Raw genomic sequence first — 13,672 nt, 5'->3', positions numbered from 1 at the left:
AAGGGGAAATGGGAAAAATGGCGATAAAGCTAATTAGCAATTACCATTACCCAATCCAAAATATAAAATTGGGATAAATCCTACCTCCTAAAACTGGGTTACTTGATTAACATATACTTCAATTTTTGTGCCTGCTGGTAAAAACCAAACATTAGTTTGTTGTGACATTTGGGCGATCGCCTGTTGATTACGTTGGGCAATTTGGGGTACTACAGAATTCAAACCACCTTCCACAATCCCAGCTGGGATGTCGCGTCTGTTCTTAGTGACAGTAGTAGTTTGGCTGGAGCTGCTGATAGAGCCATCGGCGTTGGTAACTGTGGAAATAAGTGGTTGAAGTTCGGTATCAGAACGATTTATTAACTCTGCTGCTTTACCAATACCTCCCAAAATGAATAGTCCTGCATCCATTGATGCTATAGACGAACTTTGACTGGGAAATTTATTTGCGATTAAAGGTTTACCTTGGGTAGCGCGAAGAATAATTGCATTGTTGGGTAAGCTTTGTTCTGTAGAGTTACCATCATTTTGCGAGATAACTTTAACTACGTTCATCTGCAAAAGACCTTGTTCGGAGAGGGAACGAATTTCAGCTAGAAATTCGGTATTGGCAGGTAAAGCGATCGCACCATCTGTAGATTTTAGTGGTTCTTGCAATCGGATCACAAAGACGTTCTTCTCTTGGCTTGTCTCCCCGCCACCGTTTGACCTAGTAGTTTCCCCAAATATTGCTGTCGCCAACACAGCTTTAGCACTAGTGCCAACTGCTACAGATTTCTGTCTCTGCGGTTGCGCTTGGCTGACCACAGGAGCAGGAGTCTCCTGTTGTGGAGTTGGGCTTTGCTCAGGATTGGGGTTTGGTGTCTGTTGTGGCTGCGGCGTATTGTTTACAGGTTCAGAAGCAGCTGCAATGTTATTAGGTTGATCGGTGACATTTACTTGACCATAGCTACCTAACTTTGCTAATCTTGTCCACTCTTCTAGTGGGCTTGGTGGAGATGGTGGAGTTATATTAACTACCGGTTGAGTGTTTGGCTTCAAAACTGGTAGCTGGGGTGATGGCAAAGGTGGTTGATAAGCAGGTACTTTAACGATGCGTTCAACTGTCACTGTCCGAGGTATGTAAGCTGTTGGTGGGGGTGTTGGGATCACTTTCTGTCTAACTAACGGTTGTTGTAAGGCTACTGTAGGCGTTGATTTGGCAATTCTAAGCTGTTGTTGGGCAGCTTTCACCATCTGTGCTTGTTCAGTCAGGGCTAATTTAGTTTTGAGAGTATCTACTTCAGCTTCTAGCTTTTGAGATGTAGATTCATCAGTAGGCTGCGATCGCACTGGTTGAGAAACAATATTTTTTGGCTTTTGACTGCTGGTACTCATTAACTGCGACAAAAACACACCACCTATCAAAACGATCGCTAAGGTAGCAGCCCCTACCAAGCCCAACTTTGCAAAGGGATTAGATGAGAGTGCTTGCTTAGTCTGAACTTCTCGTGGAAGAGATAGCGACTCTGGCGGCATTGCTGAGTCTTCTGATTCTTGGGTATCGGTAGAAGAAGATTCTTCTTCAAAGCCAACCAACCTTGACATCCGTGATTCCCAATCTAAAGATTCTAATTCTCGTTGGCGATCGTCGGTGGTTAGAGTAAATCCATTTTGGGGAGGTGTTTGGGCAGGAATTGAGTATCGAGTCATGGTAAAGCTTGGTTGGGATTTCCAGAACAATTTTTATCTTGGATTTCACAGACATTATAAATTTCTAGTCTGGCTTCACCAAGGCGGTAAGCTGCGAAGTGCGATGGTAGTGCTGCATTTGGTAGTGAAGTTGCTGGTTCATCTATCGCTCTAACTAAAATTTGTTTATTAAAGGAAACTGATTTTCCCAACTTATCATAACTGCTAAAAACTAATTGATTGGCAAGCATCTCTACTTTCCACTTTCCATTACCTATTTTTGTAGGTTGGGAAATTTTTTGGATTACTAATACATTCTCTGCTCCTCTGTTAACATTTTCAAATTGGCTATCTGGATTTAAATTAGTCAGTTCTGACTTAAGTTTTTGTTTAAAATCATCAGCTACCAGTTGGGAGGTAATTTCCCAGACTTGGGTTGGCGGCTGTTGCTGTGACCAGGTAAGCATTAAGCTCATAGTTTCACCCACAAAGCGCCGAATAGCCTCTGGTTGTCGTTCTAAATTTGGTTGGGGATCTACGGTTATAGTGCGACCATCAACAAGTTGCACTAAACTTTGAGGTGTGAGTTGCCGACCTAACTGTTGTAACATAGACCCATGAAATATTAGTAACAGCAAGGTGAATAGATGTAAACCAAGTGTTCCTACTGCCAACAGTGGTAAGGGATTATTTTTCTTATTTTCTGGTTTGAGTAATTGCATTAATAATTGATTATATAAATTGAACTATCTTCAAGTGAATTAGAAATCGATTATCTGATAAATCTATCTGATGTTTGTCCAGTTCCGCATTGTTTTGATTTATCTTGGTTCAGGTTGTTGTACTCATCTAGCAAACATAAGTTACGAATTTCATAAATTTCTAGTCTATCTGCGCGGACACTATATATTGCTTTTTGCAAGTCTGTGCCATCGTTGCCTTGGGGATTAGCGAAATAATCTGCTGCCCGGACAAGGAAATCTTTATTAAAAGGAATTATCAGTTTTGCACCACCAACTCGGTTTCTTTGAATTAAGTCGGCTACCATACCCACTCGCCACTTACCTGGTGCAATTTCTTTTGGCGGATAAACCCGCTTAATTACTAATTGTGATGTCATCGCTTGGCTAGGATTTTCAGAGAAAACTTCTGGTGGTGTCATTTCTGCAACTGTGCTTAAGAAACCTTTGCGAAAGTCTTCTGATAAGGCAAAGCTAGCTACCCAACTGCTAGTACTAATCTTTTTACTACCACCTTGAGGTGTGTTAATCAGAATTCCTAAATCTGCTTTGGGGCTTGCAACTTCTTCAATAGTTTGTGGTGGTAAGATTCCAGACCAGCTAAACATTGATATCATCGTTTTGCTGATGAATCTGCGAATTGCTTCTGGTTCTCTTGCTAAATCATCAATATTAGCTACTGGTTTTCCATCGATTAATTGCACAAAGTTGGGAGCTTTTCTCAGACTGAGTTGGCGAATATTTAGCCCTTGTAATATGAATAAAAATAAAACTAATATATGTAAACTGAAGGTAGCGATCGCAAAAAATGTCAAAGCACTTCCTGTCTTTTGTCTTTTTTCTAGTAAACGCACCATTTCCTCACCTCCTCCTGCAAAAAACTTCAGCTATTATATATGATGATTTGCATATACTTACTATTTACAAAACTGGCAAAAGATTTATTCATTTTGAATTTTTAATTTCCTATATCCTATCCTTTACTAAAGAAGCCGTATTGCTGATAGCGCTGAAGACTGCAAAACTGCCAGCAGCAGCCACAAGTAAAGATAAAATTGGTGCTAAAATTCCCAGAAAAATTATGAACCACATTAAATCTGGATCAACATTAGCATTTTGACCTGGCCCATTGACAATAACTGCGGCAGTCAGCACAGCAATAATATTGAATGAAATTTTGGCAATACCAATAGATAAAAATCCGGTTAGCCATGCAAAAATTGGTTTGCCAGCTACAGGCAGTAAAGATCCACCTACAGCCAGTGGCCCTAAAGCTGCTATCAGCAACATAGTAGCTTCTATCAAATTCTGGAAAGCATATTGCAAGGAAACTAAAAAGTTTTTGATGCTTGTTTGGACTGTAGAACCTAACAAAGAATTAAAAGATGTTTCTGATACAATGCCAGTGCCATATCGAATATTGTCTACCTTCGTTTGTAGTCTAATTATCCAGCTTTTATTTCCATAAGTATCTCTATATTTTTGCCAGAGAACGTTGACTTTCTCGGCAGCTTTGACAAAGCATTGACTTTGCTGTTCGCCAGTTAGCGATTGGCAAGGACGCAGCAAAGAACCAGCGACTTCTTCGGCAACACTCATATTCAGTGCTTGCTGGTACATTTTATCTGCATCTGCTGATACTACTACTTGCTGATTTACAGTGTTTAAAAAATTCCGCACTCCTAGAGTCAGATTAGAAAGTATACTTCCATTGCCTGAGTTACTTAAGAGAACTACCACAATAAAAGGCCAAATCAAAGCTGATATGGGGCGGGTATATTCGTAGGATATTAAGTCTTTGAGGAATTGTACCATAAAAAATAACAGGGTTCCTACCGCAAAAAAAATTCCCAGATTTGTCAGCGCTCCATACAGGTTATTACTGGTGTTATTTTGTAATAAATCCAGCCATTGTTTGTCCCAACCTTCGGCAATACTTTGGGAAGTTGCGGCACCATTATCGAGAATCTGATCAATGCCTACCTGGGCAAAAATTAGTTTAATAGCAACTTGCATTTTGAGTTTATGGACTTATTTTCTTAGATGGCATCGGGTGCGTTAAGAATGGAACCCACCCTACTAAACTGTTTTTTATATTTCCTATTGGTTTGTCATAATTTTCAGGATTCTAAAAACCTTATGACAAATTAGAGTTGTTTATTTTAAAATCCTACTTGTTAACTTTTCTGCCAAACAAATCTAGTTGAGAAGTGGCTCGTAAAAGTCGCGCTGCTTCTGTAGATGTTTCTACTCTCCGAGCGCGATTCGCCTCTTCTGTCTGCTGAGAAATATTTGCTAAATTTAAGTTAGAGTATTGCAAAGACTGATTATTTTGTAATGTCTGAGCAAACGTTTCAGCTCCGATTTTTACTTGTTCCTGTTGAATTTTTAAAGTTTGTAATTGGCTATTACCTAGCAATTGCGCTAAAGTCGAAATAGCTTGATCGGCAGGATTAGTTGCTTTGCTGACTTGACTCACGATTGTACTGAGAAGATTATCGCTATTGCGATCTAATTCGTCAGTCTTATTCGCAAGCCTTTGCAGATTTTGCTCAGTATTTTCTAACTTCGCTTTTGTGCGAATTTGCCCATTTCGACCGAGAACACCTACCGCTACTCCACGGGTAATTACACGGTTTAGTTCATTACTAACTAAATTTCCCCGCACTGCTGAATTATTTTCAAAACGACTTGCTCTAGAGTCTGAATTAGAAGAATAAAGAATCAAATCATCACGAACCTTTTGTCCTGCCTCGACAGGACTAGGTATATTTAATTCTCCCTTGGAATTACTCAGAGCATTTTGACTCTGTACTTCTACAGGCTTTAAGTTGTCGCTCAGATTATATTGAAGATAGTTTTGTAAATCTGTGGAATATGATTGAAAATCAGTCCAAACCTGCCCTAATGTGCCCGTCTGAATTTGTGCCATTGCTGGTAGTATTGCCAGGGATAGCAAAGTAAAAGTAAAAATGGTAGTTTTTTGCATATATCTGTGCCTGAAAAAAGTAGACTACATTATATAGTGAGTCAAAACTTAGCTTTTTAACTGTGCCAATTTTAGATTTTGGATTGGTTGCAGTCAATCTAAAATCTAAAATCCAAAATGGTTTGACTCACTGTTAACTGCTTAGATAAGCCGATTAACTACTACGTAAATTAGCCACTAACTGACGTGCAAAGGCAGAAATTGCTTCATATTTATTACTATGAAGTTGCATCATTTGGCTCCGTGCAGTTTGTTCATACGGGTTATTGGCAACTGCTGCCAATTGTTCGTAACCTGGATAGTAACGGCAGAATGTATAACTACCGTTATCATCTAGTAGCCATTGGCTATAAACGCCTTCTTTGCGGGGAAAAAAGCTTTCTGAAGCATTACGAGAAATAACTTGGCGAGGATATTTTAAGATGTCTGCAAAACTATCTACTGCAACTGGCTGAATGCGTCCAATCAACCGTGTTGTCAGGTTTTGCAATATTTTCGATGCAGCTTTAGATTTAGCAATGGTGTCAGGATCTTGTCCTGATAAGATGACTCTGATACCGGCTTTAGCGCCGTTAGCACAAATTCTACCAACTAAGTCGGATATTTGCTCGAATTCAAATAAAATTGGTGCTTCGTCGATGAAGAATATGGAAGCTGGGCTACTTAATGCGCGTCGGAGTGCGGCTGAATAGGCACTCAAGGATAGTACGGCTGCATCTTCACTATCTGATAGGTTTCTCAAAGCAAAAACTAAAAGTTGTGCATCCGTAGGAAAGCTGGATGGTGCAGAAATGGCTTGCCCGACGCGGCTAGAAAGCCAAAACCGCAAGCGTAGCTGAATTTGACTGAGGGCGTCTTCGACTCTGCCAGTTAAAGAACTTAGCTGCAAGTGTTCTGGTGAACAGAAATAGAGAAAATCTTTTAAGGTAGGGGTTTTCTGCCAAGCAAGAGTGCCAAATCCTCCCGCCATCGCCTGTCGATATCGTTCTTTGATGCCCTCATCTCGAAAGAAGGCTTCTAAAGCTAAGTTGAGCAGCGATCGCACGGTTTGCGATAAAATTTGACTTTCAGTCGATGATCCTAAAACCATTGTCATTAACGCTGATTCAAGGAAGGCGGTATAATCGTTGAAGCGATCGCGCTGTTGTTCTGGTTCTAGCGATCGCAAATCTGGCTGTTCAAATAAGTTATTCGATTGTTTGGAAATATCAAAGTACGCCCCATTCCCCTCCATAAACTCTGTGTAATCAGTGAAAGTAGATGTCCCATCAGGTTTGGGGAAATCTAACGCTACAACCGGAATCCCATGCGCCAAAGCCTGAGTTAAAATCCCTGATACCAATACGGATTTACCAGCCCGAGTTGTAGCAAACAAAGCTAAATTTTTGTGTTGATTAAATAAATCTAAATGTATGGGTGTTCCGCCTTCTTCAGCAATCAACTCAAAACCTTGTCTGTCACCTTTTTTAGTTAAAACTAAAGGCATTAATCCGGGAACTTCACTTGTTAAATATAGCTGGCGACGGTTGAAGGGTGTTGCTAATAAACCTTCCCAAACTATCGGTAGAGTTTGCAGCCAAATTTTCCAGGCATATTCAGTTTCTCTAATTACCCTGGCTGGACGTTGAAAACAGTTTTCAATATATCTTGTCGCCTCATCTAATTTTTCTACAGTAGGACGATGTACTAAAATAGCGACACTCGTATAAATCGGGACTGCACCTTCAAATAATTGTTCTTGCGCTGCTACCGATTTTTTCAATTTCAATTGAGCGTTGACATCAATTGTTTTACTTTTTTCTTGAGCCAAAATTGTCGTCATATTTGACTGCTTCAGCACTCTTTGCAGAGTTGTTTTCACCAATGCTGGATTTGCAGCAGTCAACTCACAAAAAATCTCTGTATCTACTACTGTTTCTCTCGCTAACAGTTCCCATAAATAGCGCAGTTGAGCCGATTTATTCGGCCAACCTCCAGGTTTTTCCAGAAATGAGAGGGCGCCAATATAACGATTGTTAACATTAACCCAGCGGCGATCGGCACAAGGTACACTAGACTCCATCAGCAAAGTTGTGCCGTGGATATTATCTAGAAGCAATTTCGTACTAGCTAAATCTGAATTAACTTGCTCGTGCAGTCCTTGTTCATCTAAAGTCATTAACTGGGGAATATCTATTGGCTGCGTATCATTAAATCTTTTCCAGATGTCCCCCCAGAGTTCATCAGCAGTCAAAGGCTTGACATCCAATCCCATTTTGTTAGATAAGATTTGTTCCCAGCGGAGAAAACCCTGATTGTAAGCATTTGTAATCAAAGTTTCGATCCGTTGATTTTCTACTTCTGAAAGATCACCTTTGAATTTCAACCACCAGGCTTCAGCTTTGACTAAAAGCTTTTCTATCCAGTCATCTGCATGTTGCGAGTTAGATTCAATGGTGTAAGTGACATAAATCCGCAAAAATTTGGGTTTACGAATCCCAGAAATAGTCAGTTCTTGAACTCTAGCTCTCTCTGCCATCAACAAATATTTGATGTCTCGTGATGGCGCATTTCTAATTAATGTAGCTAGTTCTTTTTGACGTTCTTTATCTGAACTAAAAGAACCCAAGTGCAGTGTCATCCTCTCACCGCTAGGAATATCTTTTAATCCGGCTTCAATGTTATTAAAAAGTGTATCGATTTGTTCAGGTCTTAAGGTAGTATGAATTCCCTTACAATCAAAACCAAAAACAAAGCAAAACCGATCTTTTTGAGTGCCTTTAGTTAAAAGGTAAGCGCCAATATCACGCCCATTCATTGCGACACGCAGCATCGTCGCCAAGTGCAAGGCATCTTCAAATGGTGTTAATCTACTTTCACTTCCGGCGACGCCGACGCTTTGTTTTCCGATTTTTTGCTTCATGGTTAACTTCCAATAAGCTTTGATAACGAGCAAAGCCTCTTGTCCAAGCGGGAACGCCAATAAATTTACTTAAAAAACTCCAACTCCTTCCACCAGTTAAAATCCACCAAGTTCCTATTCCCCAACCAGTCATTAGTACTGTCCACAACCATTTTTGAAACTCTTCTTGGAAAAGTCCTCCAAAAATTCCATTAATAATAAAATAGGAGGCTAAGGCGATTACCGTCCAAGGAAGAATTTGATCGGCAGGAATTGGCCCTAATGAAGGTTGACTTCCCAGAACTTGATTGACTGGACGAAATTCTTGTTCCCGCTCTTGAGACATTTGAAATATCTAAATTATTTACTGCTATCGCCTATGACAAAGCGGGTGAGTACATCAGCAATGGTAACAGCAACAACCACTAATAGCGGAGTTCTGGCAATGCTTTGCCAATCTTCATCTTTACGCACTGCATTAATCACACCAACTAAGGAGATGGCAATATAAAGTAAGTAAATTGCCCGCAACACATTAAATATCAAGCTCACTGGTGTGTCGCTAGCACCAGCATTGTTTGTTGTTAAGGTTTTTTTGAAAAACTTTTCAGCTTCCCCAAAAAACTGGGCTTGTGCGGGGGCTGCAAAACAGTCTAACCAATATAAACTCAGAATGATCGCTGCTGCTAAAATTTGTAATAATATTAGCGATCGCCTTGGTAAATTTACCTGCTGCCCAATCTGTTGGGTAATGACTGCAATTAAACTACCAACTAGTAAACAAAAGAGCAGGATAGGACTTTTTAGGCTGATAACGCTTACAAGTACAGCACAAGCAATCAAAAAAGGTACAGATTCAACCAGAATAATCAGGCTGGATTTCAGTCCCAGTCTTAACTTATGAGATCCTTTGACTGCATTACCAGTTAAAGCTTTGAAAAAGTTTCTCTCATGAGAACTTTGTCTAGACATTTGCTAATTTTCCTATGGTGTACTATGAGTGTTGGTTGTCTAAAATTTTACAGTTACTTACAATCTAACATGATTGAAGATTCATTTTTAATGAAATTATGCAGTTTGCAGTAAAGTTCTACATTATATACAGACTCTTATTAAGTTAAGTTAATAATATATTAATTTTTATTTAAAAAATAAGTATACCTGGTTTTTAATCCCACAGTTTTCTATAGCAGGGATTTTGTCTCAAATAAAGGTTGGGGGATGGAGTGGAAAAGCGAGATAATTTTTGGCAGCATACTAAAGTATCAGTTTTGTATTTCACCTTCAGAAGACTGTGTAGGCAATATCTGGCAAGATTAGCAGTATCGTTACTACAAATTTTTTACTGAGATAGTTAAATTTAATTAATACAGCTAAATTTTATTCGATGAACACTCGCAAATCAGGCGATCGCACTAAGTATTTATCCTCTGGCTGAATTGTGTTTGGTAAAAATTCAAACTAGTTAATAGGCATATCTAGTTATTCTAAAGTTGCAATGCAATACAACGTTACTATTATTGGTGGACTAATATCTATGGGTCAGAATAGTTGAAAAAAGTTCAACCGTCAACTATGTTATAATTGATCTAGTTGAGAAATATTTTCGGTCATGTAACTGACTAGAATAGACGCCTATCCGAATCTAAATCTCTACACCCTTTGATTTTGAAGGTGTTTGATGTCAGTTAATATTGTTAATTTATCCAATGAGGTTGAAGATAATGACCGAAAAGAGGTCTTCTCAGAGTATGGATAAGGGCAATGTATCCCAACACAGTTAGCCTAACTAAAATTTCCGTTTATGAAATCTTGAAGACTCCTATCTCTAAAGGTTTTAGCTCTATTAACTTTGAGACTATGACCCATCCGTGACACTGATACATCTAACTGTCAAAAAAATGTGCTAAGAAGAACGCACAAGTCTAGTGTGTCACAAACCTACACAACATACGGATACTATTTGAACTTATGCCAGCGGATATAATTACCCGTCCTGAGTCACTCACAGAAGATTGCTTCTTTACTTACGCCCTTGGGACTGATTTGCATGATACAAATTCGACAGCCAAATATTTACGCCGAATCAGAAAAGAAGATAAACCATATATCGATATAGCTGTTTCTCCCAGACCTGGCTATCGGTTTGAGGTTTGCCTTATCCCCGTTGAAGGGTTTGCTCAAGAAACAATATTGACAAAAGATGGGTTCGCCAAAGCTTTAGCGATTATTTGTGCTGTATCTAACAAAGCTAGGAAGCGATTCCCTTCAGGAAATGGACAAGATATAGTCCGGTGTCAATTTAGTAACTTAGCTGATGCAGTAGCTGTAGCAAACAGACTGTCTGCATTGCCCTCTGATATGTATGAAACTATCGCCAAGCTACCAAGTGCTTTGTAAGATCGCGTCCACTTAAATATTTATGATTAGGACTGACGCAAAGACATTGTAATGGTAAATAACTAGACGGACAAGAGAATAAAAAACTTAATAGTTGATAATTTTGTCTGTTGAGGAAAGGCTTGTAATACAAGACTTTTTACCTGAATGTACAATTTTGATGTTTTTGCACGGTAAACTGTAATTCAAAGTGAGTTTTTTTTATGCCTATAAGTCCTCTGCGTGAAGAACCTCGTAACCAGCGAGCGCCTGTAATTCGTACAAGTAATGAGTTTATTCTTTTGGAATGGCTAAAATCAACTGGTCGTCTAATCGAGCGTGAACATCAAGAATCTGAGTATCTAAATGAAGTAGAAGAAATTTCAGAAATGATTGATCTTGACGACATCCCTTACGATCATGACGATGACGATGCTGAAATGGATTTAGAAGCCTAGTAGCGTAATTCGTATACTGCAAGCGTTTCATTCATTGGAAATTGGTGCTTCATTGACGCCGAAAGGCTAAAATTCCTGACTTATCTAAAAAGTCGGGAATTTTAGTATTAAAATCCGAGTGTGTTTAATTCTTAGACTTGAGTAATAGATAAAATAATTGTCCATTGCTGACTGTAACACCAGCGCGATCACCTGCTATTTTCCCAGTACCTAAAAAATAATCCACTCTACCCGCACCTTTAATTGCACCTCCGGTATCTTGATCGAGAACATAGCGACTAATAATGCGCTCCTGCATTTTTCCGGTAGGATTAACGAAGGGAATGGAAGCGCGAATCAACGCTAAAGCACCAGGAGGCATGAGAGATTTATCTGTAGCAATAGAACGCTCTGCTGTTAATGGTACATCGATCGAACCTTGAGCTGGCTCACCGTGATTTTCTTGAAAAAAAACAAAGCTGCGATCGCGCGGAATATAAATATTTAATTCTTGGGGATGTTTTTGGAAATAATCGAGAATAATTGGCATCGTTACACCTTCTTGCGGTAATTTGCCATCATCTATTAATTCTCGCCCAATACTTTTGTAGTTATAAGCAGTATTACCTGCAAAGCCGATTGTGGTTTGAGTACCATCGGGAAGCTGAAGTTTCGCTGAACCTTGAATTTGAGTTAGATATGGTTCGAGGCGATCGCGAAACCAAAACAACTCTAATCCTCGCAATTTCCCTTTTGCACTTTGTAAACCATCTGCTCCTTCTAACTCCTCACGTGTCGGATGAGGCTTAGTCCAGGAGTTGAAATCAGGAGGTAAGCGATAAACAGGATAGCGATATTCTGTTGTCGGGACGCGACTAGCTGCATAAAGTGGCTCATAATAGGCGGTGAATAAAACGGAACCTTGGTTATCTTTACCGACTGACTGGTAAAGAACAAATTCCCGCTCAATGGCTTGATGTAATTCTGTTGCAGAATTAGTTTTTAATAGGAGTTCGCGGAATCTTTGCAAGCTTTTGATGACGCGATCGCGCGTAATCCCAGCCACCGGATAGTTTTGATAAGCAGCCGCAGCATTAGCTGTTTGCAGGTATTGGAGACTACGAGCGATCGCACCGATCAGTGCCTTTTTCTCTGGTATTTTGCCATAAATTACTTCATCCAAACAAGAACGATCATTCTGACAACAAGTAATTGGTAGTCTTTCGATTAATGGTGCTTTTTGCTTTTGTGTAAAGGATACTGGTATATCCCACTTTTTCACGCGACATTCTGGCGGACTGAGTTCCCGATACGCCAAAGATTCCATACGCATTAAGAAAATCGACAGAAGCAGCGGTAGGCTGATGGCGATAAATTTGTTTAGCTTTCCTAACCCAGCAAGTGTCTTTTTCATCAAAATTTAAAATTTTTGAGATTATCCCACTTTACTCAAATTCAAAAATCAAAAACCAAAAATACAGTAGACCTAATATGTTTTTATATACTTTATAAAAAAAGACTAAAAAAACCCATCACTTTTTTCAAGCGTGAGTACATTTGAACTAAATTGTCTCAATTTGGTAGTAAGCCCTGACTCCATAACTAAAGCTGTTGTCAGGATGAAAGGAGAAGCTATTGATAACTTTTTTAGTACATTTACGATTGTCACGATCTTATTTCTCCGATAAACATTTAACATTCGAGACTCTTCACAAGAATGTAACTTTTTTTATACTCATAATACCAATATTTTTAAGCAAATTCACGCAAATTTTAAATAAGGGCTAGTTTATTTAGGGCAATGCCTTCGTCAAAAGAAGAAGATATCTGACTTTTCACGGTATATGGAAAAGCTCATTTTAAAGATTTCCTAAGCCCTGATTTTTCTGTTAGCTCTTTTCATTAACTCAAAGCTATTGAGAATTAGTCTGTGGAAAAAGCCACGCTTTTTGGAGGTTTGAGGGCTTACCGTGAAAAGTCAGGTCGTCTCCTTAAGGGATTTCCAGAAATTAAATTATGCAATTTTGGGAGCGAAGATGATCGATGGTTAGATTCTTCCTCCCCTGCAACGCCAGCTCGCCAGAGCGATGGGATATTTTTTTAGTTGAAAGTCCCTAATCCCCACTCCGGCATTATTGACCTTAAGACTAACTAGCGCGGTTTTCGATATGTCTGTGAAATTTTAAAAATGCTTTCTGAAATGCCTGAGCCTATTTTATTAATCCAGATTTTGCCAAGCTTACTGCTTTAGGTCGTCTTCATCCTGTTTCTACGAGTGTTGAACCTTCGTAATTTGGCAGAGGTATTGTTGCTTTAACTTAGGATGCATCCCAATTTGGCAGATTTATTTTGTAATGCGAGCATTTTGCTCGTTGCCATATATATATGCGAGCGTCTCGCTCGCATATATATATCCCAAAATGGAATGCTCCCGTAAGTTAATTGGGCGTTGCTGAATCAAGGGATGATTCTTGTAGGGTGGGCGACACGAGAGCCCTGAAATACAAGGGACGGGCAAGATGCCATTAGTGTCAACTTAAGGTTAAAACCCATTTGTCAACGATAGGTTTTGTTA

The 13,672-nt window shown here is 39.3% G+C and carries 11 protein-coding genes and 1 pseudogene; 3 read left to right on the top strand and 9 right to left on the bottom strand.

The window, feature by feature from the left end; genetic code table 11:
• Window positions 1–87: 87 nt before the first annotated feature.
• The 8 genes from HWQ44_RS12330 to HWQ44_RS12295 form a co-directional block, all read right to left on the bottom strand.
• Window positions 88–1,692 (bottom strand): TrbI/VirB10 family protein, encoded by a 1,605-nt coding sequence (locus HWQ44_RS12330; protein WP_292718851.1) that lies wholly within the window; start codon window positions 1,690–1,692, stop codon window positions 88–90.
• Complete coding sequence (locus HWQ44_RS12325) at window positions 1,689–2,393, bottom strand: hypothetical protein (protein ID WP_292718849.1); 705 nt, start codon at window positions 2,391–2,393, stop codon at window positions 1,689–1,691. Before HWQ44_RS12325 ends, HWQ44_RS12330 begins: the two co-directional genes overlap by 4 nt.
• A 50-nt stretch (window positions 2,394–2,443) precedes the next feature.
• On the bottom strand, window positions 2,444–3,268 hold the full coding sequence (locus HWQ44_RS12320; RefSeq protein WP_292718847.1) for a hypothetical protein: 825 nt from the start codon (window positions 3,266–3,268) through the stop codon (window positions 2,444–2,446).
• Window positions 3,269–3,377: 109 nt separating this feature from the next.
• Complete coding sequence (locus tag HWQ44_RS12315; RefSeq protein WP_292718845.1) at window positions 3,378–4,427, bottom strand: hypothetical protein; 1,050 nt, start codon at window positions 4,425–4,427, stop codon at window positions 3,378–3,380.
• 154 nt (window positions 4,428–4,581) lie between these two features.
• Window positions 4,582–5,400 (bottom strand): hypothetical protein, encoded by an 819-nt coding sequence (locus HWQ44_RS12310; RefSeq protein ID WP_292718844.1) that lies wholly within the window; start codon window positions 5,398–5,400, stop codon window positions 4,582–4,584.
• Window positions 5,401–5,554: 154 nt separating this feature from the next.
• Complete coding sequence (locus HWQ44_RS12305) at window positions 5,555–8,302, bottom strand: hypothetical protein (protein WP_292718842.1); 2,748 nt, start codon at window positions 8,300–8,302, stop codon at window positions 5,555–5,557.
• Window positions 8,256–8,627 carry a hypothetical protein gene (locus HWQ44_RS12300; protein WP_292718840.1) on the bottom strand — a complete coding sequence of 124 codons (372 nt, stop codon included), beginning with the start codon at window positions 8,625–8,627 and terminating at the stop codon, window positions 8,256–8,258. The genes HWQ44_RS12305 and HWQ44_RS12300 overlap by 47 nt, the downstream gene beginning before the upstream one ends.
• A gap of 14 nt (window positions 8,628–8,641) precedes the next feature.
• Window positions 8,642–9,253, bottom strand: a complete 612-nt coding sequence (locus HWQ44_RS12295; RefSeq protein WP_292718838.1) for a hypothetical protein — start codon at window positions 9,251–9,253, stop codon at window positions 8,642–8,644.
• Between the two features lie 999 nt (window positions 9,254–10,252).
• On the opposite strand from HWQ44_RS12295, the gene HWQ44_RS12290 reads away from it, so the two are divergent.
• Window positions 10,253–10,681: a hypothetical protein gene (locus HWQ44_RS12290; RefSeq protein WP_292718836.1), complete on the top strand. Its 429-nt coding sequence runs from the start codon at window positions 10,253–10,255 to the stop codon at window positions 10,679–10,681.
• Window positions 10,682–10,884: 203 nt separating this feature from the next.
• A complete protein-coding gene (locus tag HWQ44_RS12285; RefSeq protein ID WP_196514950.1) occupies window positions 10,885–11,118 on the top strand; it encodes a DUF3134 domain-containing protein in 234 nt (77 codons plus the stop codon).
• Between the two features lie 124 nt (window positions 11,119–11,242).
• Here HWQ44_RS12285 and HWQ44_RS12280 read toward each other — a convergent pair whose 3' ends face one another.
• Window positions 11,243–12,511 (bottom strand): MltA domain-containing protein, encoded by a 1,269-nt coding sequence (locus HWQ44_RS12280; protein WP_292718832.1) that lies wholly within the window; start codon window positions 12,509–12,511, stop codon window positions 11,243–11,245.
• A 702-nt stretch (window positions 12,512–13,213) separates the two neighbouring features.
• On the opposite strand from HWQ44_RS12280, the pseudogene HWQ44_RS12275 reads away from it, so the two are divergent.
• Window positions 13,214–13,389 (top strand): annotated as a pseudogene (locus HWQ44_RS12275) (IS4 family transposase); the annotation flags it as partial.
• Window positions 13,390–13,672 lie beyond the last annotated feature (283 nt).

The organism is Nostoc sp. JL34, assembly GCF_017114945.1.
Taxonomy (GTDB): domain Bacteria; phylum Cyanobacteriota; class Cyanobacteriia; order Cyanobacteriales; family Nostocaceae; genus Nostoc.
This window is presented reverse-complemented; position numbering and strand designations above follow the sequence as displayed.